This window comes from Streptomyces sp. NPDC050147 (assembly GCF_040660195.1).
Lineage (GTDB): Bacteria > Actinomycetota > Actinomycetes > Streptomycetales > Streptomycetaceae > Streptomyces.
On the sequence record NZ_JBFALJ010000018.1, the window covers coordinates 138706 to 165223 of the forward strand.

The following is a 26518-nucleotide window of genomic DNA, read 5'->3' on the forward strand; positions in this document are numbered from 1 at the left end:
CCGGTCGGACGACCGAGCGGGACCACGCCCCGGAGCAACGGAGCTCAGAGATCGAGCCGCTGTCCGGGCAGGATCACGTTCGGATCCCCGCCGATGACCGCCTTGTTGGCGGAGTACACCTTCTGCCAGCTGACGCCGTGCGCGGCGGCGATCCGGCTGAGGGTGTCCCCCAGCCGAACGGTGTAGTCACCACGCCCGGAACCCCGGTCCGCGTGGCCCGGCGCACGCTTCTGCGGCTCTGCGGGCTGCTGCTCGGCCGCCTTCGGGGCCCTGGGGGCCTTGGGAGCCTCGGCGGCCTTGGGGGCCGCCGGAGCGGCTGCCGCCCCCGGCGCGCTGCCGGACGCACCCGCCCGCGCCGAGCAACTGGGCCAAGCGCCCCATCCCTGGGCTCGCTGGACCTTCGCGGCGACAGCGATCTGCTGTGCCTTGGACGCCTTGTCGGCGGTCGCCGCGTAGGCGCCTCCGCCGTACGCCCGCCAGGTGGACGCGGAGAACTGCAGTCCTCCGTAGTAGCCGTTCCCGGTGTTGATGTGCCAGTTTCCGCCGCTCTCGCACTGCGCGATGCGATCCCACACTCCGCTGTCCGCCGCTCCGGCCTGGCCGGTGGCGGTGAGCAGTCCCAGCGGGGCGAGCAACGCCGCTCCGCCGATCACTGCTGTCCTGCGAACGCACTTGGGACGTGCGGACATGAATATCCCTCTCGAAGGACCCGGGGTCCCCCAGGCGACCCGGACCTCCTCGCGCATCTGACGCCGGAGGCCCGCTCGCCCCGTCCGCCGGAGTTCGGCACGTTCGTGCCGTGGTGTTCGAGCTGGCTGCCTGATGCGGCCGGCGGACGTACCCGAGCGGTGCTCGCTGCACACGGCGGTGGAATCTAGGTGCCTGATCGCCCGATATCAACCACCTCCTTGTCATTCCAGGCCAGTTGGCCGTTACCGACGGTATCGGCGATTTCAGGCCAGCCACTTAATTCGCTGATTTCAGGATTTGTCGACCTGTCGCCATGACGATCTGTGACTCACCTCACCGCCCCAACTTGCCTGTATCCGCAAGCTGTTGGCGCGGAGTGACGAATGCCGCCGGGCGATTCACCCTCCGCTGCGGATGGTTCGATTCCGTTCGCCTCCGCGCGTGACTTGCGCCACTGATCGCCCGTTGTCTTCTTATGAGCCGGGCACACCCCCGGTCCGCACGCAACGATCCCGAGGAGCCCCCCGTGCCGCGCATGCTCGACGTCGGCGACGACGTACGCGCCGAGATCGGCGACGAAGAAGCAGACCGGCTGCTCGCCGGAGAGAACGCCCCGGGCAGTTACGACTGCACGTCCTGCCGCACCCCGGGCGACACGGAGCAGGAACGCACCAGCACCGTCCTCTTCATCGGCGACGAGACCGCTGTACTCGCCTTCGCGCACGCCACCTGCCTGCCCTCCCAGATCGTCCAGGTCTCCGAGGAGCAGCTGCAGGGTGCCGTGCGCTCGATCACCGGTGAGGAGGGCACCGGCCTCGCCGGTGTCGCGGGCCCCGGCCCCGCCGAAGGCGTACCCGATCAGGCGGTCCTCGGCGTGACCAGCGGCCTCGTCCTCATCGAGGGCGAGCTGCGGCCCGCCCTCGTCGTCGAGCCGACCGGCCCCATCACCCGCCCGGGTTCCGCCCCCGGTGGCGGTGACGACTTCCTGCAGCTCCTGGTCGAGCAGGGCTTCTCGCCGGTGACCTCGCTGGACGCCGTGCCTCCCGTGCTGCACGGCTGGTCGGTGCTGCTCGCCGTCGGCCAGCTGCACGCGGTGCTCCAGCCCGGCGCCGGTGGCGGCTCCTCCGTCGCCTGGTGGCAGGCCCACCACCCGCTTCAGGTCACCGAGGCCTGGCGGTCCGCGGCGAACAAGCTCCAGACGGTACTCCTGTTCGCGGCGCCGGTCGGCTCCATCGGCCGCCAGCCCCGCGAGGACCTGCTGCGGGGCGCCCTGGACAAGGCGGCGACTCACGGGCGTCTGGTCGCGGCGGCGATGCCGCTCGCGGGCACCTGAGCCCCACGGGCCGCGCCGCCGCGACGACCCGAGTCCCGGCAAGCGCCGGTCATGCCCCCGGCGTCCCGTGAAAGCGGCGCGGCCCCCGCATCCGTACGAGCACGAGGTCGTTGGCACATACGTGCACGCATACGACCCCTCCCGCCCCCGGCCCGCATACCAGACCCCCATCCCGTCCATGCGCTCGGCGCAGGACACGCGGGGCGACCACTCGGCCACACCGATCTACGACGCGCTCTACTCGGAGTACCGCAGGTCGTTCAAGGCCCTCCCGGGAGACCGGAGCGGCGAGGAGGATCTGGGCTTCACGTCGTTCGGCAGCACGCCGTACGGCACGCACCGTGCCGGTGACCGGCACGAGTCCCGGAGCACCACGTTCAGCCATCTGCACGTCTCCCGCTACGTCCACGAGCAGCACGGCACGGTGCATCAGCAGTTCCCCGCGGCGCTGCCACCCGGGCCACGGCGGGGAATCTGAGACGCCACCGCGCCACCTTCACATGGGCCGGGCCCCGACTGCATGGAGAAGTCGGGGCCCGGCCCATTGGTCCATCCGTGCCTACTTCTTGCGGCCGCGCTTCTCGCGCACGCGCACCGAGATGTGGATCGGCGTGCCCTCGAAGCCGAACTCCTCACGAAGCCTGCGCTCCACGAAGCGGCGGTAACCGTGCTCGATGAAGCCGGAGGAGAACAGCACGAACCGCGGCGGCTTCGTGCCCGCCTGCGTGCCGAAGAGGATGCGGGGCTGCTTGCCGCCGCGGACCGGGTGCGGGTGGGAGGCGACGAGCTCGCCGAGGAAGGCGTTGAGCCGACCTGTCGGGACGCGTGTCTCCCAGCCCGCGAGGGCCGCCTCGATGGCCGGGACGAGCTTCTCCATGTGGCGGCCGGTCTCGGCGGAGACGTTGACCCGCGGGGCCCACGCGACCTGGAGGAGCTCGGACTCGATCTCCCGCTCCAGGTAGTAGCGGCGCTCCTCGTCGAGGGTGTCCCACTTGTTGTACGCGACGACGATGGCGCGGCCCGCCTCGACGGCCATCGTGACGATGCGCTGGTCCTGGACGCTGATCGGCTCGCTCGCGTCGATCAGGATGACCGCGACCTCCGCCTTCTCGACGGCGGCCGCCGTGCGCAGGGAGGCGTAGTAGTCGGCGCCCTGCTGGAGGTGGACGCGCTTGCGGATGCCCGCGGTGTCCACGAACTTCCAGACCACGCCGCCGAGTTCGATGAGCTCGTCGACCGGGTCACGGGTGGTGCCCGCGATCTCGTTGACGACCACGCGGTTCTCGTTCGCCACCTTGTTGAGCAGTGACGACTTGCCGACGTTCGGGCGGCCGATGAGCGCGATGCGCCGCGGGCCGCCGATGCCGGTGCCGAAGGTCTGGGCGGGTGCGTCGGGCAGGGCGTCCAGGACGGCGTCCAGCATGTCGCCGGTGCCGCGGCCGTGCAGCGCGGAGACGGGGTGCGGCTCGCCGAGGCCGAGGGCCCACAGGGCGGTGGCGTCGGCCTCGCCGGACTGGCCGTCGACCTTGTTGGCGCACAGGACGACGGGCTTGCCGGACTTGCGCAGGAGGCGCACGACGGCTTCGTCCGTGTCGGTGGCGCCGACGGTGGCGTCCACGACGAAGACGACCGCGTCGGCGGCCTCGATCGCGTACTCGGCCTGGGCGGCCACGGACGCGTCGATGCCGAGGACGTCCTGCTCCCAGCCGCCGGTGTCGACGAGCTTGAAGCGGCGGCCCGCCCACTCGGCCTCGTACGTCACGCGGTCGCGTGTCACGCCGGGGCGGTCCTCGACGACGGCTTCGCGGCGGCCGATGATGCGGTTGACGAGGGTCGACTTGCCGACATTCGGGCGTCCGATGACGGCGAGGGCGGGCAGCGGGCCGTGGCCCGCCTCGCCGATCGCGCCCTCGACGTCCTCGGGGTCGAAGCCTTCCTCCGCGGCGAGCTCCATGAACTCCGCGTACTCGGCGTCGCCAAGCGCCCCGTGCTCGTGTTCAGCCGAGCCTTCGGGCTGGATCTGGTCGTTCATGAAGTCCGTACCTCTGTCGTATTCGTGATCGGTGGACCGCCTCGAAGGAGCCCACTACTGAAAGTCTCGCTCAGCGCCCGGTCAGGCGCCTGGCGTCGGCCAGGTGGGCGGTGAGCCGCTCCTGGATGCGCACGGTCGCCTCGTCCAGCGCCTTGCGCGTACGTCGTCCGCTGTCGTCGCCCGCTTCGAAGGGGTCGCCGAAGACGACGTCGACCCTGCTGCGCAGCGGGGGCAGCCCCTTCAACAACCGTCCGCGCTTCTCCGTGCTTCCCAGAACGGCGACCGGGACGATCGGTGCCCCGCTCCGTACGGCGAAGTACGCGAGGCCGGCCCGCAGCGAGGCGAAGTCGCCCTCGCCCCGGGTGCCCTCGGGGAAGATCCCGAGGACGCCGCCGTGGTCCAGCACGCCGAGGGCGCGGGTGATCGCCGTGCGGTCGGCGATCTCGCGGTCCACCTTCACCTGCCCGATGCCGCGCAGGAAGCGGTCCAGGGGGCCGATGAAGGCTTCCTTCTTGATGAGGAAGTGCGTCGGCCTGGGTGACGTTCCCATCACCATGGGGCCGTCGACGTTGTGGGAGTGGTTCACGGCCAGGATCACCGGGCCGACCGTGGGGACCTTCCAGGCGCCGAGGACACGGGGCTTCCACAGGCCGTACATGAGGCCGACGCCGATGCGGCGGCCGACCTCCGCACCCCGTTCCGACGGCGCCGCTGTCACTTCGCCGCCCGCTTCTCCTCGACAAGGGTGACGACGCACTCGATGACCTGCTGCAGTGTGAGCTCGGTGGTGTCCACCTCGACGGCGTCGCCGGCCTTGGCCAGCGGGGACGTCTTGCGGCTGGAGTCGGCGGTGTCCCGCTTGATGAGCGCCTCACGCGTGGTGGCGACGTCGGCGCCCTTGAGCTCGCCGCTGCGGCGGGCCGCGCGGGCCTCGGGCGAGGCGGTGAGGAAGATCTTCAGGTCGGCGTCGGGCAGGACGGTCGTGCCGATGTCGCGTCCCTCGACGACCATGCCCTTCTCCGCGGACGCGGCGATGGAACGCTGCAGCTCCGTGATGCGGGCGCGCACCTCGGGGACGGCGCTGACCGCGCTGACCTTGGAGGTGACGTCGGTGGTGCGGATCGGCCCCGCGACGTCTATGCCGTCGACGGTGATGGTCGGGGCGAGCGGGTCGGTGCCGGAGATGATCTCGGGCTTGCCCGCGACCGCGGCGATGGCGGTCGGGTCCGTCAGCTCGATGCCGTTGTGCACCATCCACCACGTGATCGCGCGGTACTGGGCACCGGTGTCCAGATAGCTGAGGCCGAGCTGGGCGGCGACGGCCTTCGAGGTGCTCGACTTGCCCGTGCCGGAGGGACCGTCGATGGCGACGATCACTGCTGCGGGCGCCGGACCGGCGGTTTCCACGGTTTCCACGGGGTGCGGACACCTTTCTGTGTGCACGGGGCTCGGGCGGGGCGGCAATCCTTGCCCTGGATAAGGTTACTGGCTCCCACGGCTGTCTCTTACTGCCCGGTGGGGTGCCCCTGTCCCGCCCGCTTCGCGGCGGATCCTTTCCGCCCGTCCCACCCGAGTACCCCGCGGTGCCTACTGCCGGATCGCCCAGCCCCGCTCCCGTAGCGCCGCCGCGAGCACCGGGACCGCCTTCGGCTCCACCAGCAGCTGCACGTGTCCCGCCTGCTGGCCCGCCGCGTGCTCGATGCGGACGTCCTCGATGTTCACCCCGGCCCGCTCGGCGTCGGCGAAGATCCGGGCCAGCTGGCCCGGCTGGTCGTTGATGAGCACCGCCACGACCTCGTACGCGGTCGGAGCCGCCCCGTGCTTGCCGGGCACCCGGACCTGACCGGCGTTCCCGCGCCGCAGCACGCTCTCGACCCCGGCGGCGCCCTCGCGCCGCTTCGCGTCGTCGGCCGACTGCAGGGCGCGCAGCGCGGTCACCGTCTCGCCGAGATCGGTGGCGACGGCGGACAGCAGGTCGGCGACGGGGCCGGGGTTGGCCGACAGGATGTCGATCCACATCCGCGGGTCCGAGGCGGCGATGCGCGTGACGTCGCGGATGCCCTGTCCGCACAGGCGCACCGCCGTCTCCTCGGCGTTCTCCAGGCGCGCGGCGACCATGCTGGAGACCAGGTGCGGCATGTGCGAGACGAGCGCGACCGCGCGGTCGTGCGCGTCGGCGTCCATGACGACGGGCACGGCACGGCAGAGGGCGACGAGCTCAAGGGCGAGGTTGAGGACCTCGGTGTCGGTGTCGCGGGTGGGTGTCAGGACCCAGGGCCGCCCTTCGAAGAGGTCGGCGGTGCCGGCGAGCGGGCCGCTGCGCTCGCGCCCCGACATGGGGTGCGTGCCGATGTACGGGGCGAGGTCGATGCCGAGCGCTTCCAGCTCCCGGCGCGGGCCGCCCTTGACGCTCGCCACGTCGAGGTAGCCGCGGGCCACGTCGCGTCGCATGACGTCGGCCAGCGTCGTGGCGACGTGCGCGGGCGGCACGGCGACGATGCACAGGTCGACCCGCCCCTCGGGCGCTTCGTCGGTGCCGGCGCCGAGCGCGGCCGCCGTGCGGGCCTGCCCGGGGTCGTGGTCGGCGAGGTGCACGGTCACACCACGCGATGCGAGGGCCAGGGCGGCGGAGGTGCCGATCAGGCCGGTTCCGATGACGAGGGCGGTTCTCACTGGGCGATGTCCTTGCGCAGGGTGGCCGCGGCGCCGAGGTAGACGTGTGTGATCTCGGCGCGGGGCTTGGGGGACTCGATGTGCGCGAGGACGCGGACGACCCGCGGCATGGCGCCGTCGATCTGCAGCTCCTGCGCGCAGATCAGCGGGACGTCCACGATGCCGAGCTTGCGCGCGGCCGCCGCGGGGAAGTCGCTGTGCAGATCGGGCGTCGCGGTGAACCAGATGCTGATCAGGTCCTCCTGGGTCAGCGCGTTCCGTTCGAGGATGGCGGTGAGCAGCTCGCTGACCTGCTCGTCCATGTGGTCGGCCGCGTCCCGCTCCAGTTGGACGGCGCCCCGGACCGCTCGTACCGCCACTGTGCTGCTCCTCGCTCGCGTGTCTACGACTGCTGTGCGGACCAAGGGTAGTCAGCGCCCCGGGCCCGAGTGCGCGGCGCCCGCCTGCCGAGACTGCCGCCGCGTGCCCCAGGAGTCCGGCTGCTGAACCATGCCGATGTCACTCCGATCGCTCCCTGTCGCCCTTTGGCCCGATTGGTGGCCGTTCAACTATGGACGCCGGGGCACGGGTCCGCTTGCATGGAGGGGCCGTCAAGGCCACGCCTCGGGGGAGGCCAGCATGAAGCGCTCCGGTCCGCTCTACACGCTTCTCGGGGGGCTTCTCCTCGCCCTGTTCATGCTGTCGCTCAACGCGACGACCGGGACGGGCGATTCGTCGTACGGAGGGGACTCACCCGGCGGCGCCGCGTCGCCCGCCCCCACGTCCGCGAAGCCCACCGAGGACGCCCCGTCCGCCACACCCGCCGAAAGCCCGTCGAAGAGCCCCTCGAAGAGCCCGTCGAAGAGGCCGCCCGGGAAGTCCGAGTACGCGGGCCGCACGGCCGACGACGCCGCCGCGGTCTCCGTCTCGGTCCGTGACGACAAGGCCATCGCGTACTACTGCAACGGCCGCGACGCGGAGTCCTGGCTGAAGGGCAAGGTCGAGGACGACGGCTCCATGCGCCTCACCGGCAAGAACGGCGCGAAGCTGGAAGGCACGCTCGCCGACAACGCGGTCCGCGGCAAGGTCGAGATCGACGGGCGGTCACGGGACTTCACCGCCGCCAGGGCGAAGAAGCCGTCCGGCCTGTACCGCGCGACCACCGAGGTGCGCGGCGCCGAGATCGACGGCGGCTGGATCGTCCTGCCCGACGGGCGGCAGGTCGGGATCCTCAAGGAGGACGGCAAGGCGCGTAAGGCCCCGCGCCTCGCCCCGGAGACCGGCACCGTCCCGTTCGACGGCGGCGACCTCACCGCCCGCCCCGTCGTGCCCTGACCCCGCTCCGCCCCGACCAGGAGCCGCCATGAGCGTCGATCCGAACGCCGCCACGCAGGGCGGCTTCACCCCGCCCCCCGCCGCGGGCGACCACCGCCGCCCGAGCGCCGCCCGCTATCTCGTCCCCGCCCTGGTCGCCGGGGTGGTCGCGGTCGGCCTCGGGGTGTACGGCAAGGCGCACGACCCCGAGGGCACGGCCTTCAACCTCGCCGGGTTCAGCAGCACGAGCGCGGTCAAGGCCTGGCTGGGCAGCACGGCGTTCGCCTTCGCGCTGGTCCAGGTCGTCTCGGCGCTCATGGTGTACGGGCGTCTTCCGGGGCCGTCCTGGTCGTCGGTGCTGCACCGCTGGTCGGGCCGGATCGCGTTCCTGGTGTCGGTCCCCGTGGCGGTCCACTGCCTCTACGCCCTCGGCTACCAGACGTACTCGCCCCGGGTGATGTGGCACTCGCTGCTCGGCTGCTTCTTCTTCGGCGCGTTCAGCGCCAAGATGCTGCTGCTCCGCTCGGAGAAGCTGCCCGGCTGGCTGCTTCCGGTGGTCGGCGGCCTGGTCTTCGTGGTCCTCACGGTGGTCTGGTGGACGTCGGCCCTGTGGTTCTTCCGTACGTTCGGGGTGACGACATGAGCGACGTACCGCCGTCACGCCGCACCGTCCTGGCCGCCGGCGGAGTGGTCGCGCTGACCGCCGGATGCAGCAAGTACGGGGACGAGGGCGCTCAGCCGGAGCCGCCGAAGTCGCAGTCGCAGCCACCGTCGAAATCGGGCGGGAAGGACGAACCGCCGCCCCAGGCCGAGGAGTTGGCGAAGACCTCGGACGTCCCGGTCGGCGGCGGCAAGGTCATCAAGGACAAGAAGATCGTGGTGACCCAGCCCGAGGACGGCGACTTCAAGGCCTTCTCCGCGGTCTGCACGCACTCGGGCTGCCTCGTCGGCGAGGTCACGGACGGCACGATCAACTGCGCCTGTCACGGCAGCAAGTACCGCGTGGCGGACGCCTCGGTCGCGGACGGCCCGGCGCCGCGCCCGCTCCCTGCGCGGAACATCACGGTCACCGGAAATTCGATCACCCTCGGCTAGCCGGTACCCGTACGCTCCCCGCATGCACCGCCCCAAGGACCCCAAGGACCCAGCCCTGGACCTCGTACGCGACCACACCGTCTACGCCTGCGTGATGGGCTCGCGCGCCTTCGGCCTGGCAACGGACGACAGCGACACCGACCGCAGGGGTGTCTTCCTGGCCCCCACGCCGCTCTTCTGGCGCTTCGAGAAGCCGCCCACGCACGTGGAAGGACCGGCGGACGAGCAGTTCAGCTGGGAGCTGGAACGCTTCTGCGAGCTGGCCCTGCGCGCCAACCCGAACGTCCTGGAGTGCCTGCACTCCCCCCTCGTGGAACACGTCACGGACACCGGACGTGAGCTCCTGGCCCTGCGCGACGCGTTCCTCTCCCGCCAGGCCCACGACACGTTCGCCCGCTACGCGCTGGGCCAGCACAAGAAGCTGGAGGCGGACGTACGCCTGCACGGCGCGCCCCGCTGGAAGCACGCCATGCACCTCCTGCGCCTCCTGACGAGCTGCCGCGACCTCCTGCGCACCGGCGGCCTGACGATCGACGTCGGCGACCAGCGCGAGCCACTGCTCGCGGTCAAGCGCGGCGAAGTGGCCTGGCCGGAGATCGAGTCCTGGATGGAGCGCCTCGCGGAGGAGACGGAGGCCGCGGCCACCCGCAGCCCGCTCCCCGCCGAGCCGGACCGGCAGCGGGTGGCGGACTTCCTGTTCCGCGCGCGGCGGGCGTCGGCGGCGGCAGCGGCCTAGGCGTTCGCGCTCCCGCCGTCCCACAGCGCCCCGAGCTCCAGCAGCTCCCCCCGGTACTCGATCCGCTCGGCCCACTCGGCGGGCCAGGCGTCCGCGCCCAGGTGGGCGCCTGCGAAGGCACCGGCCAGGCAGGCGATCGAGTCGGAGTCACCGGACGTGCAGGCGGCCCTGCGCAGGGCGGTGAGGGGTTCGTCCACGAACTGCAGGAAGCACAGCAGCCCCGTGGCGAGCGCCTCCTCGGCGATCCAGCCCTCACCTGTGGCCAGGCAGGGGTCCGTCTCCGGGTTGGCGTCCCTGAGTGCGGCCTCCAGGCGTTCGAGGACGGCGAGGCACTCGTCCCAGCCGCGGGCGATGAACATCCCCGGCGTCGGGTCGTCGCCCCGCGACCACAGCTCGCCGAGCCAGCGACCGTGGTAGGTCTCCCGGTTCTCGTACGCGTACGAGCGCAGCAGCCCGACGAGCCCCGTCGGCTCGGCGCCCTGCGCGAGCAGCCGTACGGCGTGCGCGGTGAGGTCGGACGCCGCGAGCGCCGTCGGGTGGCCGTGGGTGAGCGCGGACTGCAGCTGGGCCGCGCCCGCCCGCTGTTCGTCGCTCAGGCCGGGGGCGAGCCCGATCGGCGCGACGCGCATGTTGGCGCCGCAGCCCTTGGAGTGCGTCTGGCTCGCCTCCTCCCACGGCTTGCCGGTCTTCAGGAGGTAACAGGCCTTGAGGCAGGTGTTGCCGGGCGCGCGGTTGTTCTCCGGCGACTGGTACCACTCCACGAACTCCTCGCGCACCGGCCGCTCCATCCGCTTCGGCCCGAGCAGTCCTCGGTCCATGGCGGTACGCAGGCCGCGGCCGAGCGCCAGGGTCATCTGCGTGTCGTCCGTGACGATCGCCGGCCTGGGCAGCTCCATCTCCCGCCAGGGCCCGCATTTGGCGAGGATCGACGGCACGTCGTTGAACTCGGTGGGGAAGCCGAGCGCGTCCCCCAGGGCGAGGCCTATGAGGGATCCGGTGGCGGCACGCTTCATGAGGGGTTTCCTTCCGAGTCAGCGGTCGAGGGGCGCAGGAGCGGCGGGTGCAGGGAGGTGGCCGGACCCGCGCGGTACAGGGCCGCCGGTTTGCCCCGGCCGCCGGTCAGGCGCGCGGCGCCGGGGACCGCCTCGACGAAGCCGGACGTGCCGAGCACCTTGCGCCGGAAGTTGGCCGGGTCGAGCTCGGCGCCCCACACCGTCTCGTAGACCTGCCGAAGCTCGCCGAGCGTGAACTCGGGCGGGCAGAAGGCGGTGGCGAGGCCGGTGTACTCGAACTTGGCGCGGACGCGGTCGTGGGCGTCGGCGAGGATCCGGTCGTGATCGAAGGCGAGCGGCCCCTGCGTGCCGTGCGGCAGCCACTCCGCGCGGGCCGCGTCGCTGCCCGCGCGCACCGCGGGCGGATCGGGCATCAGGGCCGCGAAGGCGACCGAGACGACGCGCATCCGCGGGTCGCGGTCCGGTTCGCTGTAGGTGCGCAGTTGTTCCAGGTGCAGTCCGGGACCGTCGGCGAGGCCGGTCTCCTCGGCGAGCTCGCGTCCCGCCGCGGTCTCGGCGGACTCGTCCGGCAGCACGAATCCGCCGGGCAGCGCCCAGTGTCCGGCGTACGGCTCCTGACCGCGCTCGACGAGCAGCACGTGCAGGCGGCCCGCGCGGACGGTGAAGACGGCGAGGTCGACGGTGACGGCGAACGGCTCGAAGGCGTACTTGTCGTAGCCCTGCATGACTCCCCCTCCCTTTATGGTCATCACGACTATAAAGGGAGGGGGTGAACTCCGCAACGCACAAAAAGGCGGCCGGCCCCTGCATCCGCAGGGACCGGCCGCCTTCGCCGAACTCGGGCTCGCCTACAGGTCGACTTCCTGCATCAGCATGCCGACCTCGGTGTTGGACAGCCTGCGCAGCCAGCCCGACTTCTGGTCACCGAGCGCGATCGGCCCGAAGGACGTCCGCACCAGCTTGTCGACCGGGTAGCCGGCCTCCGCGAGCATGCGGCGCACGATGTGCTTGCGGCCCTCGTGCAGCGTCACCTCGACCAGGTAGTTCTTGCCGGTCTGCTCGACGACGCGGAAGTGGTCCGCGCGGGCGTACCCGTCCTCGAGCTGGATGCCGTCCTTGAGCTGCTTGCCCAGGTCACGCGGGATCGGGCCGACGATGTGCGCGAGGTAGACCTTCTTCACGCCGTACTTCGGGTGCGTGAGGCGGTGCGCGAGCTCACCGTGGTTGGTGAGCAGGATGACGCCCTCGGTCTCCGTGTCGAGACGGCCCACGTGGAACAGCCGCGTCTCGCGGTTGGTCACGTAGTCGCCCAGGCACTGGCGCCCCTCGGTGTCCTCCATGGTGGAGACGACACCGGCGGGCTTGTTCAGCGCGAAGAACTGGTACGACTGGGTGGCGACCGTCAGGCCGTCGACCTTGATCTCGTCCCGCTCCGGCTGGACCCGCATGCCCTGCTCGACCACGATCTCGCCGTTGACCTCGACACGGGACTGCTCGACCAGCTCCTCGCAGGCACGGCGCGAGCCGTAGCCCGCGCGGGCGAGGACCTTCTGCAGCCGCTCACCCTCCTGCTCGGCGCCGGGGAACGTCTTGGGCGGGCTGACCTTGGGCTTGCCCGCGTACCGCTCGCGGTTGCGCTCTTCCTGCCGCGCGTCGTACTCACGGGACGTCGCGGGAGCTCCCGCGCCGCGCCGGGTACCCCTGTCCGAGCTCTGAGGCGCCCTGGGGCCGCCCTTGGCGCCACCGCGCGCCGCCGCGCCGCGGCCCTTACGGGAGGCGTCGCCGCCTACGTCGTAGCGGCGCTCCTCGGGGCGCGGGTTGCTCTCGCGCTTCGGCGCGGCCTGGTCGTCGCGCGCGCCACCGGCGCCGCGTCCCTGCCGGTCGGGGCTGTTGCCGGACCCCCGGTAATCGCGGCCGCCACCACTGTCACGACCGCCACCGCTCGGGCGACCGCCACCGCTCGGGCGTCCACCGCCGCTCGGGCGTCCACCACTGCTCGGGCGCCCACCGCCGCTCGGGCGTCCGCCGCCGCTTCCGCGCCCACCGCTGCTGCCACGGCTGCCGCTGTTGCCACCACGGCTCCCGCCGTTGTTTCCGCTGCTGTTCTTGCCGTTGCTGCTTCGCATCAAATTTCCGTTAGTCGTCTTTGCCCTCGGTGTACTCGTAACCCGGCGCGTCGGGCGCGTCCGGGTCGAACGACGGAACGCCCTCCAGCGTCTCGGCCTCGATCGCCTCCGCCTCGGGGAGGAAGGGCGCGAGCTCCGGGAGCTCGTCCAGGCCACGCAGGCCCATCCGCTCCAGAAAGTAGTTCGTCGTCCTGTACAGGATCGCACCTGTTTCGGGTTCCGCGCCCGCCTCCCCCACCAGACCCCGCTGGAGGAGCGTCCGCATCACGCCGTCACAGTTCACTCCGCGCACCGCGGAGACCCGGGAACGGCTCACCGGCTGGCGGTACGCGACGACCGCGAGGGTCTCCAGGGCCGCCTGGGTGAGGCGTGCCTGCTGCCCGTCGAGGACGAAGCGCTCGACGGCAGCGGAGTACTCGGGCCGCGTGTAGAACCGCCAGCCGCCCGCCACCAGCCGCAGCTCGAAGCCGCGCTTCTGCACGGTGTACTCGTCGGCCAGCTCCCGCAGCGCGTCGGCGACCTGCCGCCGGGGCCGGTCGAGGATCTTGGCGAGGTGCTCCTCGGTGGCGGGTTCGTCGACGACCATGAGGACCGCCTCCAGGGCCGGCCGCAGCTCCAGATCGGCGACGGCGCCCGCCAGGTCTCCGGCGGGGCTCTCCGGGCTCGTGGGGCTCATGGGGCCGTCTCCTCACTCGTCTCACCCGTCAGCTCGGGTGCGCGGTCGAATTCGTCGGTCACCGTCGGCTCCCCGTCGCCGTCCCCGCCGGTCCACCGCACCATCAGCTCGCCGAGGGCGGCCTCCTGGTCAAGCTCCACGGCCTTCTCGCGGTACAGCTCCAGGAGCGCGAGGAAGCGGGCGACGACGGTGAGGGTGTCCTCCGCGTCCTCCACGAGCACCTGGAAGCTGAGCTCGCCCCGCTCCCGGAGCCGGGCCACGACCACCCCGGCCTGCTCCTGCACGGAGACCAGCGGGGCATGGATGTGGTCGACGTACACCTGGGGCTTCGCCCGGGGCTGCATCGCCTTCACGGCGAGCGCGGCGAATCCTGCGGCGCCGATGCTGATGACGACCTCGGGCAGCAGCTCCGCGTGGTGGGCCTCCAGACCGACGGTCCGCGGGTAGCGCCGCGCCTCCTCTTCGAGCCGCTCGCTGAAGATGTCCGCGATCCGCTTGTACGCGCGGTACTGCAGGAGCCGCGCGAAGAGCAGGTCCCGCGCTTCGAGCAGCGCGAGATCCGCCTCGTCCTCGACCTCCGCGGAGGGCAGAAGGCGGGCCGCCTTGAGGTCGAGCAGGGTGGCGGCGACCACGAGGAACTCGGTGGTCTGATCGAGGTCCCAGTCCGGCCCCATGGCCCGGATGTGCGCCATGAACTCGTCGGTCACCGTGGAGAGCGCGACTTCGGTGACGTCCATCTTGTGCTTCGAGATGAGCTGCAGCAGCAGATCGAAGGGGCCCTCGAAGTTGGCGAGCCGGACCTTGAACCTGCCGTCGTCGGGCTCGGCGGGGGACGCGTCGGGCTCGGCGGAGGACACGTCCGGCTCCGGCTCCACGACCGACCGAGGCTCCGGCTCGGGCTCCGCCGGAGCCGCCCCGGGGCCCCGCCCCAGGGCGCGGCGAGGGGCAGGCGGTGCGGAGTCGTCAGTCGTGGCCATCAGGCGGGAACGCTACCGCTACCGCCCACGCAGCCGTCGTACGAGAATGCTCGCGTCCCCGCGGGACTCAAGATCCGCGAGCACGACCGCCACCGCCTCGCGGACGATGCGCCCGCGGTCGACCGCGAGCCCGTGCTCGCCCCGGAGCACGAGACGCGCGTGCTCCAGATCCATCAGCTCTTCGGCGGACACATACACGGTGATCTTCTCGTCGTGCCGCTCGCGCCCGCTCGGCCGCCGGTTGGCGGCCCGTGCCCGCCGCCGTGCCTGCGCCGTGGAGGCGGAGTTCGCGGACCGGCCGCCGCCACTCTGTGCGGCGGCGCCTTCCTGGCCCTGTGCGGCGCGGCGTCCGTCCTTCTCGGCATCGGCGGTGGCCGAACGGCTGCGGGACTCACCCGACTCCGCGTCGGCGGCGCCGTGTTCGGCGTCACCGCCGTCTCCCGCCGTGGCGCCGCCCTGTGCGTCACCGGCAGCGGTGTCGTCGCTCTCGCCGGCGGGCGCGGGGACCCGTGCCTCGCCGTTCGCCTGGCGTCGCGGGGACGACGACTGCAGCGCCATACCCCCGGTCGTGCGGAACAGTTCGTCGGCCCCCGGCAGACTCACTCGGCGTGACACCGGGCGAGCACCTCCCTGGCGAGCTGGCGATAAGCGGCCGCGCCGACCGAGTTCGATGCGTACGTCGTGATCGGCTCACCGGCGACCGTGGTCTCCGGGAAGCGGACCGTGCGTCCGATCACCGTGTGGTAGACGTGATCGTCGAAGGCCTCGACCACCCGCGCGAGCACCTCACGGCTGTGCACCGTGCGGGAGTCGTACATGGTGGCCAGGATGCCGTCGAGCTCCAGGTCGGGGTTGAGCCGCTCCTGGACCTTCTCGATGGTCTCCGTCAGCAGGGCCACACCGCGCAGCGCGAAGAACTCGCACTCGAGCGGCACGATCACCTTGTGAGCCGCCGTCAGGGCGTTCACGGTGAGCAGACCGAGCGAGGGCTGACAGTCGATCACGATGTAGTCGTAGTCCTGCATCAGCGGCTTCAAGGCCCGCTGCAGCGTGGACTCGCGCGCGACCTCGCTCACCAACTGCACCTCGGCGGCGGACAGGTCGATGTTGCTCGGCAGCAGGTCCATGTTCGGGACCGCCGTCTTCAGCAGCACCTCGTCGGCCGACATGCCCCGCTCCATGAGCAGGTTGTAGACCGTCAGGTCCAGCTCCATCGGGTTCACCCCGAGGCCCACGGAGAGGGCGCCCTGCGGGTCGAAGTCGACCAGCAGGACCCGGCGTCCGTACTCCGCGAGCGCGGCACCCAGGTTGATGGTCGACGTCGTCTTGCCCACGCCGCCCTTCTGGTTGCACATCGCGATGATCTTCGCGGGACCGTGATCGGTCAGCGGACCCGGGATCGGGAAGTACGGCAGCGTGCGTCCCGTGGGACCGATGCGCTCACGGCGCTGACGGGCCGCGTCCGGGGCCAGCGTGGCCGCGTACTCGGGATCGGGTTCGTACTCGGCGTCAGGGTCGTAGAAGTGCCCTTGGGGCAGTTCCTCGTAGTCGGCGAGTTGGGTGTGGGTGGTGTTCTCGCCACTCCGGTCGCCGGCCATGGCGTTCACGTGATGGCCATCCATGCTCTGGGGTGCAGACGGTGTCGGCTGCGGTTTCTGTCGGGCTGCGAAGGTGCGGACAGCGACGGAGCCGACAGCCTCGAGCCCCACGGGTCCTTGGCCCCGCTCAGAGGTTCCTGGTTGACCACCCCCGGGAGCAAATGTCGACTCATTCACAAGTCGTCTTACCTCCTTGGTGACCAGGAAATTTCTCGATAGGTCAGCGTGGCACCATGCCGACGATTGGCGACTCTATGGCGTGTCACCGGTCCGCAGCAACACAATCCGCCGGACCCGGCCCGATGTGTCGGCAATCGAACGCCCCCATGTCAAGGGCGCACGGGGTGCCATTGGCACATTTCCGGGGTGTGCGAATCGGTTAAAGGGTTACGTTCAAGGCGAGTTGACCATGTCCACGGACATACGCATACGGCCGGACCCCTCTCAAGGTCCGGCCGTGGGCGTGAGATTGACGACTTTCGTTGACGAAAGCGGTCAGGTTCAGCCGAGGAGCGTCTCCAGCTCGACGTGCTGGAGACCGTGCGACTCGGCGACCTCCTTGTAAACGACCTTGCCGTCATGGGTGTTGAGGCCCAGGGCGAGCGCGTGGTCACGGCGCAGCGCCTCGACCCAGCCGCGGTTCGCCAGCTCGACGATGTACGGCAGCGTCGCGTTGGTCAGCGCGTACGTCGAGGTGTTGGGCACCGCGCCGGGCATGTTGGCGACGCAGTAGAACACCGAGTTGTGGATCGGGAAGGTCGGCTCGGCGTGCGTCGTCGGGTGCGAGTCCTCGAAGCAGCCGCCCTGGTCGATCGCGATGTCGACAAGGACACTTCCGGGCTTCATGCGCGACACGAGCTCGTTGGTGACGAGCTTCGGGGCCTTGGCGCCCGGGATGAGCACGGCGCCGATGACGAGGTCGGCGTCGAGGCAGGCCTTCTCCAGCTCGAAGGCGTTGGAGACGACGGTCTGGATCTTCGTGCCGAAGATCTTGTCCGCCTCCTTGAGCTTGTTGATGTCCCTGTCGAGCAGGGTCACGTGGAAGCCCATGCCGATGGCGATCTGCATGGCGTTCCAGCCGGAGACGCCGCCACCGATGACGACGGCCTTGCCGGCCGCGACACCCGGGACGCCGCCGGGCAGGACACCGCGGCCCCCCTGTGCGGCCATCAGGTGGTAGGCGCCGACCTGCGGGGCCAGGCGGCCCGCGACCTCGGACATCGGGGCGAGCAGCGGGAGCGCGCGGTTCGCGGTCTCGACGGTCTCGTACGCGATGGCGGTGGTGCCGGACTCCAGGAGCGCGTCCGTGCACTCCTTGGACGCGGCCAGGTGCAGGTAGGTGAAGAGGGTCTGGTCCTTGCGCAGGCGGTGGTACTCCTCGGCGACGGGCTCCTTGACCTTCAGGAGGAGGTCGGCGGTGGCCCAGACCTCGTCCGCGGTGTCCAGGATCCGGGCGCCCGCGGAGACGTACTCCTCGTCCGTGATCGAGGAGCCGACACCGGCGTTCCGCTCGATGACGACCTGGTGGCCATGGCGCACCAGCTCGTGCACACCGGCGGGGGTGATGGCCACCCGGAACTCGTTGTTCTTGACTTCGCGGGGGATGCCGACCTTCACGTCGATCACGGTCCTCTTGGCTCAGGGATCTTTCGGGCGATGAACTACATACCGATACACAAGAGGGCGCATCGGAGACACCACAGAAGTACGTGGCGGAGCCAGTCTAATGAAGGACTTCTCGCTGTCTAGCCTTTCAATGCATCAATCTTCCGCAGAAGTGCTACGGATTTCGTAGGCGGAGGGCGCGGCTCCAGCTTTCGATGCAAACCCTGCGGCCTCTTCGCTCCCTGTGGTCGCCGTGCCCAGCATGCGATCGGCGGCGGCCCGGTGCAGCCGCGCGGCCGCCGGGTCGCCGAGCCGGTCCAGGGTGTCGGCGAGCCTGAGCTGCAGCGCGGCCTGGAGCCGCAGGTCACCGGCGCGCCGCGCCCACTCGACGGCTTCCTGGCAGGTGCGCAGCGACTCCTCGGGCCGCCCCGCGTACTCCTGCACCCGCGCCAGCTCGCTCAACGCCCTTGCCTGGCCCGCCACATCACCGGTCTTGCGGTGCCCGGTGACGGCCGAGCTCCAGTTGCGCAGCGCCTCGCCGTAGCGACCCGCGTACGTGTGCGCCGCGGCGATGCGGCCGTAGAGGCGGGCGGCGTCGGTGCGCTCGTCGCGCGCGAGGCGATGGGCGAGTGCGCGCCCGAACCAGTCCGAGGCCCGCGACCAGTCCCCCAGCTCCTGATGGGCGCCGCCTACGGATTCCATCGCGCGGCCGATCGCGTACGGATCATTTGCCTCCCGTCCGGCGTCCAGAGCCAGCCGATAGCGCACCAGTGCGTCTTGCGTACGTCCCGTCCGCGCGTCCAGATCCGCGAGGTTCAGCAGGGCCGCCGCCTTCTCGCGGGGCAGATTCCGGCGCTCGGCGACATCGAGGACGAGCCGGTGGATGCCGTACAGCTCGGGAGCCGCGTCCTCCGTGCCCCGATGGGCGACCAGGGCCCGCGTCAGAGCCGCCATCAGTCGCCGCGCGAGGGTGTCGAGCTCCCCGTCGGCGACCGCCAGGCGGGCCGCGGCCAGCAGGGCGGGCTGCCGGATGCGCAGCCACTCCGAGGCGGCGGCGGGGTTGGGGAACCGCAGGGCGCGCGGCAGCCCGGCGAGCTTCTTGCGGGCCCCTGAGCCGTCCGGTTCCGTGACCGCCCGGCAGGACTGGAGGAGGCGCACGGTCCGCTCCAGCATCCTGGCCCGGGCGAGCTGCACCTCGGCGGGTCGGTCCTGGCTCTCGGTGCGTGCGCGGAGCAGCGGCACCAGGCAGGCCGGCAGCTCGTACTGCGGGAGGGGCGAATCCACGGCCCTGACCAGGCCGAGCTTCACGAAGTCGTCCAGGGTCGTGCGGGCGGCGGAGACGGAGCAGCCCGCGAGCGCGGACGCGGTGTGCGGGTCGATGTGGCCGGCCGGGGCGAGGGAGAGGTAGCGCAGTATCCGCGCGGCAGCCCCCGGCAGCGAGGTGTACGAGAGCTGGAAGATGCGGGCGAGGGCGCCGGACGCGGACTCGTCCTCGGGCCGGTCGTGCACCTGCTTGGCCAGGTCGGCGACGGCCGCCTTGGGCCGCCCGGAGAGCCAGCCGCCGGCCAGGACGAGCGCGGCGGGGTGCGCGGCGCAGGCCTCGACCAGGCTCTCCGCCGACCGCGGGTCGACGGTGATGCGTACCGGGCCCGCCGCGCGGGAGAGCAGTTCGACCCCCGCGGCGGTGTCCAGGCCGCCCAGCGTGCACGGCCGCACGTCCGGAATCCCGGTGAGCGGGCCCTGGGACACGGCGACGACCAGGCACTCGGGCGTGTCCGGGAGCAGCGGGTCGACCTGTTCGGCGTCCGCGGCACCGTCGAGGAGCAGCAGGGCCCTGCGTCCGGTCAGGGCTTCGCGGAGCACTTCGGAGAGCTCGTCCTCGTCGGCGCCCGGGGGTGCGGGCACGCCGAGGGCGTCCAGGAGTTCCCGGGCGGCGCGTTCCGTGGGCACGCGCGTGCCGTCGGGTTCGGTGAGGTGGGCGCGGAGCACCCCGTCGGGGTAGTCGTCGGCGACCTGCCGCGCGAGTTCCTCGGCGAGCGCGGTGCGGCCCGAGCCGGGGCGGCCCGCGATGAGGAGCACGCGCGCCCGGGGCGCCTTGCGACCGGCGATGGTGTCGAGCCCCGTGCGGTCGATGTCGGCGCGGAGCTCTTTCAACTCCCTGCGTCGGCCGACGAATCGACTGTCTTCGGAAGACTGGGCCGGAGCGGGCCGCGGCACCGCGCCGCCCGCCGCCGAACCGTCCGTGTCGACCGCCTGATCCGTCACGGGCCATGCTCCGTCCGCCTGCGCGCGAACCCGCCGGGACTCCGGTCGGGACGCTTCCAGAGCCTAGTTCAGGCCCTGCCGTCTCCCCCGGCGAGCAGCGCGCACAAGTCCCCCGATCGGATCAGCAGATCGTCACACCGGAGAGCTCCGATGGCCCCCAGCGGTGCTTCTCAGGCCTCGAAGGGGCGCGCGGGCCAGGGCGCTTCGGCCGGGCGCAGCGCGTCGACGCCGTCGCCGCTCAGCACGGCCGTCAGCGAGAGAGCGCCCACGACGAGGCAGTTGTTGTGCAGCTCACCGGCGAGCACACCGCGTACGAGCTCTTCGAGCGGTACGCGCGCCAGCTCCATGTCGGCCTCCTCCTCCGAGACCTCGAAGCGCTCGCCCTCGGCCTCGGACAGATCGCGGGCCAGGAAGATGCGCACGGCCTCGTCACAACCGCCGGGTGTGGTGTAGACGTCGGTCAAGACACGCCAGTCCTCGGCCTTGACGTGCGCCTCTTCGTAGAGCTCGCGCTGGGCGGCGTGCAGGGGGTTCTCGCCGGGGATGTCGAGCAGTCCCGCCGGAATCTCCCAGAGCTTGTGGCGGACGGGGTGGCGGTACTGGCTCAGGACCAGGACGCGGCCCTCGTCATCCAGGGCGAGTACGGCGACCGAGCCGGGGTGCACCTGGTAGTCACGGGTGACGACGGTCCCGTCGGGCATGACCACGTCGTCGGTGCGCACGGAGGTCTTGTTCCCCACGAAGGGCGTCTTCGTGGCCGTAACCTGCCACTCTTCGGCGGTGTCCTTGATCGTCATGTCGCCCTGTCCTCCCACACGTGCAAACAGAAACCGGGGCACGCGCCCCATAAGGCTCGTACCCCGGCAACCGTATCGCTCTTGTGTTACTTGCCCGTCTGGCGCGCTTCTTCCTGTCGGGAGACCGCCGCCTTCACCAGGCCCGCGAAGAGCGGGTGCGGACGGGTCGGGCGCGAACGCAGCTCCGGGTGCGCCTGGGTGGCGACCAGGTAGGGGTGGACCTCGCGGGGGTACTCGACGTACTCGACGAGCTTGCCGTCCGGGGAGGTGCCGGAGAAGAGGATGCCGGCCTTCTTCTCCAGCTCGGCGCGGTAGGAGTTGTTCACCTCGTAGCGGTGACGGTGGCGCTCCTCGACGTACTCCTTGCCGTCGTACACCTCACGCACGATGGAGCCCTCGGCGAGCTTCGCCGGGTACATGCCCAGTCGCATCGTGCCGCCCATGTCGCCCTCGCCCGCGACGATGTCCAGCTGCTCCGCCATGGTCGAGATGACCGGGTGGGCGGTCGCCGCGTCGAACTCCGTGGAGTTGGCGTCGGGGATGTCCGCGAGGTTGCGGGCGGCCTCGATCACGATGCACTGCAGGCCCAGGCAGAGGCCGAGCAGCGGGATCTTGTTCTCACGGGCGAAGGTGATGGCGCCGACCTTGCCGGTCACGCCGCGGTCGCCGAAGCCGCCGGGGATGCAGATCGCGTCGACGTCGCCGAGCTGCTTGGCGGCGCCCGCCGCGGTCTTGCAGTCGTCGGAGGTGACCCACTTGACCTTGACGCGGGCGCGGTTGGCGAAGCCGCCGGCGCGCAGCGCCTCGGTCACCGAGAGGTAGGCGTCGGGCAGGTCGATGTACTTGCCGACCAGCGCGATCGTGACCTCGTGGTCCGGGTTGTGCACCCGGTCCAGGAGGTCCTCCCACTGGGTCCAGTTCACGTCGCGGAACGGGAGGTCCAGCTTGCGGACCACGTAGGCGTCGAGGCCCTCGGTGTGCAGGACCTTCGGAATGTCGTAGATCGACTTGGCGTCGATGGCGGCGACCACCGCGTCCTCGTCGACGTCGCACATCAGCGAGATCTTGCGCTTGATGGCGGTCGGTACGTCGCGGTCGGCGCGCAGCACGATGGCGTCCGGCTGAATACCGATGTTGCGCAGAGCCGCGACCGAGTGCTGGGTCGGCTTGGTCTTCAGCTCGCCGGAGGGGCCGATGTAGGGCAGCAGCGAGATGTGCACGACGAAGACGTTGTCGCGGCCGACCTCGTGACGGACCTGGCGGACGGTCTCCAGGAACGGCAGGGACTCGATGTCGCCCACCGTGCCGCCGACCTCCGTGATGACGACATCGACGTCATCGGTGGCCATGCGGCGGATGCGGTGCTTGATCTCGTTCGTGATGTGCGGGATGACCTGCACCGTGTCGCCGAGGTACTCCCCGCGCCGCTCCTTGGCGATGACCTGCGAGTAGACCTGGCCGGTGGTGACGTTGGCCGTGCCGTCGAGGTCGACGTCCAGGAAGCGCTCGTAGTGACCGATGTCCAGGTCCGTCTCGGCGCCGTCGTTCGTGACGAACACCTCACCGTGCTGGAAGGGGTTCATCGTGCCGGGGTCGACGTTGAGGTACGGGTCGAGCTTCTGCATGGTGACACGCAGGCCGCGCGCCTTGAGGAGCGCGCCCAGGCTCGAGGCAGTCAGACCCTTGCCGAGGGAAGAGGCGACACCCCCGGTGACGAAGATGTGCTTGGTCGTCGATGACGCCGAGGATCGAGTCTGCATGGCCAAGAGGGGGCTCCCGTGGTCGCGGTCTGAAGGGTGCGTACCGGCCTCGTCCCAGGATGTGGAGGAGGTGCCGTCGCTGCGGTTCGGGGGTTCTATGACCACCGGCTCACGGGCTACCAGGGTATCAGCGACCGAGCGAGGCTGCTTCCGGCCACGCTCGGGCGCCCACGTCACACCTCCCTCACCTGGCGCTCACCCGTTCGGCGCAGGCTGGTTGCCATGAGCGGCGCGCAGATCACCGAGGTGCGTCGTATCCTGCTCGGACACTTGCTGCCGAGCCGGACCGACTAACGGCAATCACCCCCCACTACCGTTCATGAAACAAGAGGCTCGAGCAGTTCGTTTCACAGCGAACCCTTGACCGTAGAGCGAGCGCCCCTCGAGGGCGACGTGGCCGTTTGACTGGAGATGCACGTGGCCGGGCGCATCGAGGATTACGCACTCATCGGAGACATGCAGACCGCTGCCCTGGTCTGCCGGGACGGCACAGTCGACTGGCTGTGCCTGCCCCGCTTCGACTCTCACGCCATCTTCGCCGGATTGCTCGGCACGGAGGAGCACGGATTCTGGCGTCTCGGGCCCGCTCACAGCCCCGACGCGCAACCGCCGACCGCCGCGCGGCGCACCTACCGCGGCGACTCGCTGATCCTGGAATCCGAGTGGGACACCCCACGCGGCACGGTCCGCGTGACCGATTTCATGCCGCCGCGCGACACGGACGCCCCGCAGCTGGTGCGGATCGTCGAGGGCGTCAGCGGCCGGGTGCCGATGCGCTCCGCCCTGCGGATGCGTTTCAGTTACGGCCGTGTGGTGCCCTGGGTGCACAAGGTCGACGAGCGCACGGTGGCCGTCGCGGGGCCCGACTCCGTGTGGCTCGACACGTCGGCCGAGACCTTCGGCAAGGACCTGACGACGTACTCGGACTTCACGGTCTCGCCCGGTGACCGGGTCGCCTTCACCATCTCGTGGCAGCCCTCGCACAAGGAGCCGCCCCCGCCCGCCGAGCCCGAGAACGCCCTGGAGGCCACGCAGGACTTCTGGCGGGAGTGGGTGGACCACTGCACCTACCACGGCCCGTACCGCGAGGCCGTGGTCCGCTCGCTGATCACTCTGAAGGCCCTGACGTACGCCCCCACGGGCGGCATCGTCGCGGCGCCCACGACGTCGCTGCCGGAGGACATCGGAGGCTCCCGCAACTGGGACTACCGCTACACCTGGCTGCGCGACGCCGCCATCACGCTCTCCTCGCTCCTGCGCACCGGGTATCGCGAGGAGGCCCGCGCCTGGCGCGAGTGGCTGCTGCGCGCGGTGGCGGGCGACCCGGAGAACCTGCAGATCATGTACGGCATCGCGGGCGAGCGCGAGCTCGGCGAGGCCGAGCTCGACTGGCTGCCGGGGTACGAGGGCTCGACACCGGTCCGGGCCGGGAACGGCGCCGCGCACCAGCTTCAGCTCGATGTGTACGGCGAGGTCACCGAGGCCCTGCACCTGGCGCACATGACGGGCCTGGCCCGCAGCGACTACGCCTCGCTGCTCCAGCTCAAGCTGATCCGGTATCTGGAGACGCACTGGGACCAGCCGGACGAGGGCATCTGGGAGGTTCGCGGCCCGCGCCGCCACTTCGTGCACTCCAAGGTGATGGTCTGGGTCGCCGTGGACCGCACGATCAAGCTCATCGAGTCCGGCGACGCGGACGGCCCCCTGGAGAAGTGGCGCGACCTGCGTGACGACATCCACCGGGACGTCTGCGAGAAGGGCTACGACAAGGAGCGGAACACGTTCACGCAGTCGTACGGCTCGAAGGAGCTGGACGCCTCGCTGCTGCTCATCCCGCAGATGGGCTTCCTGCCGCCCGACGACAAGCGCGTGATCGGCACGATCGAGGCGATCCAGCGGGAGCTCTCGACGTCGGACGGCTTCATCCTGCGCTACCCCACCACCGGCGACGACGCGGGCGTGGACGGCCTTGAGGGCGACGAGGGTGCCTTCCTGGCCTGCTCGTTCTGGATGGCGGACGACCTGGCGATGATCGGCCGGGTGGACGAGGCCCGCAAGCTCTTCGAGAAGCTGCTCGCGCTCCGCAACGACCTGGGGCTGCTCGCCGAGGAGTGGGATCCGCGGCTGCAGCGCCAGGTCGGCAACTTCCCGCAGGCGTTCAGCCACGTGCCGCTGATCGACACGGCACTGCGGCTTACGGCCAGCGGGGCGTACGGCGGCTAGCGAGGTCCTTCAGGTCCGGACGGCGACGGGTTCCCCGTCGCCGTCCGTGCGTTCGGCCGCGTCCTCCAGGACGATCCGGCCGATGATCTCGTAGCGGGCGGGCTGTCTGGCCCGCAGATACAGGCCGAGGGCGAGACCTCCGAAGAAGACGAGCCCGACGATCCACGGGATGGCCTTGAAGAAGAGCGAGTCCGCCGCCGTGCCCGCCGCGGTGTCCATGTTGATCACGAGCAGGACGACGACGGCGATCATTCCGATGCCGCCGAGCAGCGGGGCGACCAGAGTCGTAAACCAGTGCCGGTCCTCGGGGTGGTTCTTGCGGAAGTAGCCGATGACGGCGAACGAGCAGAGGGTCTGCACGATGAGGATCGCCATGGTGCCGAGGATCGCGAGCAGCGTGTACAGGTGGATGTACGGGTCCTGGCCGGTGAGCCAGAAGGCCGCGACCAGCGCGACGGCGATCGCGGACTGGACGTAGGAGGCGATGTACGGGGAGCCGTGCCGGGGGTGTGTGCGGCCAAGGCCGCGGTGCAGGAATCCCTCGCGCCCGATGGCGTACAGATAGCGCGACGCGCACTGGTGGAAGGCCATGCCGCAGGCGAACGAGCCGGTGATCAGGAGCCACTGGAAGGTGTCGACCGCCCAGGCTCCGATGAAGGCGTGGGCGGGGTCGAAGAACAGGTCGAGCGGGCTGCTGGACTGCGAGACCTTGACCGAACCGGCGAGGCCGTTGCCCGCGATGGTCATCCAGGAGACGTAGATGTAGAAGAGGCCGACGCCGACGACCGAGACGAGTGTCGCGCGTGGGATGACCTTCTTGGGTTCGCGGGACTCCTCGCCGTACATGGCGGTGGACTCGAAGCCGACCCAGGACCAGAAGGCGAAGAAGAGGCCGAGGCCGGCCGAGGTGCCGGTGAAGGCGTTCTTGGGATTGACCGGCTCGACGGGTATGCCGTCGGGGCCGCCGCCGTGGATCAGTACGGCGGTGGCGACGGCGAAGAGGACCGCGATCTCGGCGATCAGCATCACGCCGAGCGCCTTCGCGGTGAGGTTGATGTCGAAGTACGACAGGACGACGGTGACGGCGAGCATCGCGGCCGCGTAGAGGATCCACGGCAGGTCCGCGCCGAGCTGATCGTGGACGGTGGTCTTGGCGAAGTACGCGAAGACACCGACGATCGACGCCTCGAAGACGACGTACGCGAGGACGGCGAGCATCCCGGACGCCATGCCCGCGATGCGGCCGAGGCCGTGCGAGATGTAACCGTAGAAGGCGCCGGCGGCGGTGATCCGCTTGGCCATGGCGACGTATCCGACCGAGAAGACGGTCAGGACGAGCGTGGCGAAGAGATAGCCCGCGGGTGCTCCGGTGCCGTTGCCCGCGCCGACGGCGATGGGCAGGTTGCCGGTCATCGCCGTGATCGGCGCCGCGGTGGCGACCGCCATGAAGACGACGCCGACGAGGCCGACGGAGTTCGCCTTGAGGCGGTGGACCCCGGGTCTGGTGGGTTGCTCGGACGTGTGCTCTGACATGGCGGGCACCCTGCCGTGGCGTGACGTACGCCACAACCGACAGGGGGTCGCGCAATTGACGCTCCGGGGCGACGAGTTGTCGGGGTAAGAGCG

At 70.9% G+C, this 26518-nt stretch carries 24 protein-coding genes and 1 pseudogene; 7 read left to right on the top strand and 18 right to left on the bottom strand.

Translation table 11 applies throughout. The features are described from left to right. Positions 1-44: 44 nt before the first annotated feature. Entirely contained in the window at positions 45-689 is a 645-nt protein-coding gene (locus AB0I94_RS26225; protein WP_363312104.1) for a transglycosylase family protein, read from the bottom strand. 527 nt (positions 690-1216) lie between these two features. On the opposite strand from AB0I94_RS26225, the gene AB0I94_RS26230 reads away from it, so the two are divergent. Together AB0I94_RS26230 and AB0I94_RS26235 are read left to right on the top strand one after the other, a co-directional pair. After that, entirely contained in the window at positions 1217-2023 is an 807-nt protein-coding gene (locus AB0I94_RS26230; protein ID WP_363312105.1) for a hypothetical protein, read from the top strand. 121 nt (positions 2024-2144) lie between these two features. Then, positions 2145-2351 (top strand): annotated as a pseudogene (locus tag AB0I94_RS26235) (hypothetical protein); the annotation flags it as partial. 231 nt (positions 2352-2582) lie between these two features. On the opposite strand, the gene der reads toward AB0I94_RS26235, so the two are convergent. The 5 genes from der to aroH form a co-directional block, all read right to left on the bottom strand. Continuing rightward, positions 2583-4055, bottom strand: coding sequence for a ribosome biogenesis GTPase Der (der, locus tag AB0I94_RS26240; RefSeq protein ID WP_363312106.1), 1473 nt, complete (start codon positions 4053-4055; stop codon positions 2583-2585). Positions 4056-4125: 70 nt separating this feature from the next. After that, a complete protein-coding gene (locus AB0I94_RS26245) occupies positions 4126-4812 on the bottom strand; it encodes a lysophospholipid acyltransferase family protein (RefSeq protein WP_363312107.1) in 687 nt (228 codons plus the stop codon). Further along, positions 4770-5462, bottom strand: a complete 693-nt coding sequence (cmk, locus tag AB0I94_RS26250) for a (d)CMP kinase (protein WP_363312147.1) — start codon at positions 5460-5462, stop codon at positions 4770-4772. Before cmk ends, AB0I94_RS26245 begins: the two co-directional genes overlap by 43 nt. Positions 5463-5642: 180 nt before the next feature. Further along, positions 5643-6728: a prephenate dehydrogenase gene (locus tag AB0I94_RS26255; protein WP_363312108.1), complete on the bottom strand. Its 1086-nt coding sequence runs from the start codon at positions 6726-6728 to the stop codon at positions 5643-5645. Beyond that, positions 6725-7087 (bottom strand): chorismate mutase, encoded by a 363-nt coding sequence (aroH, locus tag AB0I94_RS26260; protein WP_363210717.1) that lies wholly within the window; start codon positions 7085-7087, stop codon positions 6725-6727. The genes AB0I94_RS26255 and aroH overlap by 4 nt, the downstream gene beginning before the upstream one ends. 259 nt (positions 7088-7346) lie before the next feature. On the opposite strand from aroH, the gene AB0I94_RS26265 reads away from it, so the two are divergent. From AB0I94_RS26265 to AB0I94_RS26280, 4 genes are read left to right on the top strand one after another with little or no spacing between them, the layout of a single operon-like run. After that, positions 7347-8042, top strand: coding sequence for a hypothetical protein (locus AB0I94_RS26265; protein WP_363312109.1), 696 nt, complete (start codon positions 7347-7349; stop codon positions 8040-8042). 28 nt (positions 8043-8070) lie between these two features. Continuing rightward, positions 8071-8664 carry a DUF6529 family protein gene (locus tag AB0I94_RS26270; protein ID WP_363312110.1) on the top strand — a complete coding sequence of 198 codons (594 nt, stop codon included), beginning with the start codon at positions 8071-8073 and terminating at the stop codon, positions 8662-8664. Beyond that, positions 8661-9116: a Rieske (2Fe-2S) protein gene (locus AB0I94_RS26275; protein WP_363312111.1), complete on the top strand. Its 456-nt coding sequence runs from the start codon at positions 8661-8663 to the stop codon at positions 9114-9116. Before AB0I94_RS26270 ends, AB0I94_RS26275 begins: the two co-directional genes overlap by 4 nt. A gap of 22 nt (positions 9117-9138) precedes the next feature. Beyond that, entirely contained in the window at positions 9139-9852 is a 714-nt protein-coding gene (locus tag AB0I94_RS26280) for a nucleotidyltransferase domain-containing protein (RefSeq protein WP_363312112.1), read from the top strand. Here AB0I94_RS26280 and AB0I94_RS26285 read toward each other — a convergent pair. From AB0I94_RS26285 to AB0I94_RS26335, 11 genes are all read right to left on the bottom strand, one after another. Then, positions 9849-10865, bottom strand: a complete 1017-nt coding sequence (locus AB0I94_RS26285; RefSeq protein WP_363312113.1) for an ADP-ribosylglycohydrolase family protein — start codon at positions 10863-10865, stop codon at positions 9849-9851. The two genes, AB0I94_RS26280 and AB0I94_RS26285, sit on opposite strands and share 4 nt — an antisense overlap. Beyond that, positions 10862-11590, bottom strand: coding sequence for an NUDIX domain-containing protein (locus tag AB0I94_RS26290; RefSeq protein WP_363312114.1), 729 nt, complete (start codon positions 11588-11590; stop codon positions 10862-10864). Before AB0I94_RS26290 ends, AB0I94_RS26285 begins: the two co-directional genes overlap by 4 nt. 123 nt (positions 11591-11713) lie before the next feature. Next, complete coding sequence (locus AB0I94_RS26295; RefSeq protein WP_363312115.1) at positions 11714-12991, bottom strand: pseudouridine synthase; 1278 nt, start codon at positions 12989-12991, stop codon at positions 11714-11716. Between the two features lie 10 nt (positions 12992-13001). Then, positions 13002-13667, bottom strand: a complete 666-nt coding sequence (scpB, locus tag AB0I94_RS26300) for an SMC-Scp complex subunit ScpB (protein WP_363312116.1) — start codon at positions 13665-13667, stop codon at positions 13002-13004. After that, on the bottom strand, positions 13664-14644 hold the full coding sequence (locus AB0I94_RS26305; RefSeq protein WP_363312117.1) for a segregation/condensation protein A: 981 nt from the start codon (positions 14642-14644) through the stop codon (positions 13664-13666). Before AB0I94_RS26305 ends, scpB begins: the two co-directional genes overlap by 4 nt. An 18-nt stretch (positions 14645-14662) precedes the next feature. Continuing rightward, positions 14663-15259 (bottom strand): hypothetical protein, encoded by a 597-nt coding sequence (locus AB0I94_RS26310; RefSeq protein WP_363312118.1) that lies wholly within the window; start codon positions 15257-15259, stop codon positions 14663-14665. Further along, complete coding sequence (locus AB0I94_RS26315) at positions 15244-16419, bottom strand: ParA family protein (protein ID WP_363312119.1); 1176 nt, start codon at positions 16417-16419, stop codon at positions 15244-15246. Before AB0I94_RS26315 ends, AB0I94_RS26310 begins: the two co-directional genes overlap by 16 nt. A 324-nt stretch (positions 16420-16743) precedes the next feature. Next, positions 16744-17868: an alanine dehydrogenase gene (ald, locus tag AB0I94_RS26320; protein WP_363312120.1), complete on the bottom strand. Its 1125-nt coding sequence runs from the start codon at positions 17866-17868 to the stop codon at positions 16744-16746. A gap of 135 nt (positions 17869-18003) precedes the next feature. Next, complete coding sequence (locus AB0I94_RS26325; protein WP_363312148.1) at positions 18004-20064, bottom strand: tetratricopeptide repeat protein; 2061 nt, start codon at positions 20062-20064, stop codon at positions 18004-18006. Positions 20065-20282: 218 nt separating this feature from the next. Continuing rightward, on the bottom strand, positions 20283-20909 hold the full coding sequence (locus tag AB0I94_RS26330; RefSeq protein WP_363312121.1) for an NUDIX hydrolase: 627 nt from the start codon (positions 20907-20909) through the stop codon (positions 20283-20285). Between the two features lie 86 nt (positions 20910-20995). Beyond that, positions 20996-22669, bottom strand: a complete 1674-nt coding sequence (locus AB0I94_RS26335) for a CTP synthase (RefSeq protein WP_363312122.1) — start codon at positions 22667-22669, stop codon at positions 20996-20998. Positions 22670-23080: 411 nt separating this feature from the next. Between AB0I94_RS26335 and AB0I94_RS26340 the strand changes: the two genes are divergently transcribed. Further along, positions 23081-24892: a glycoside hydrolase family 15 protein gene (locus tag AB0I94_RS26340; RefSeq protein WP_363312123.1), complete on the top strand. Its 1812-nt coding sequence runs from the start codon at positions 23081-23083 to the stop codon at positions 24890-24892. Positions 24893-24901: 9 nt separating this feature from the next. Here AB0I94_RS26340 and AB0I94_RS26345 read toward each other — a convergent pair whose 3' ends face one another. Then, the gene (locus AB0I94_RS26345; RefSeq protein ID WP_363312124.1) at positions 24902-26425 is read right to left on the bottom strand and encodes an APC family permease; all 1524 of its coding nucleotides are present in this window, start codon (positions 26423-26425) and stop codon (positions 24902-24904) included. Positions 26426-26518 lie beyond the last annotated feature (93 nt).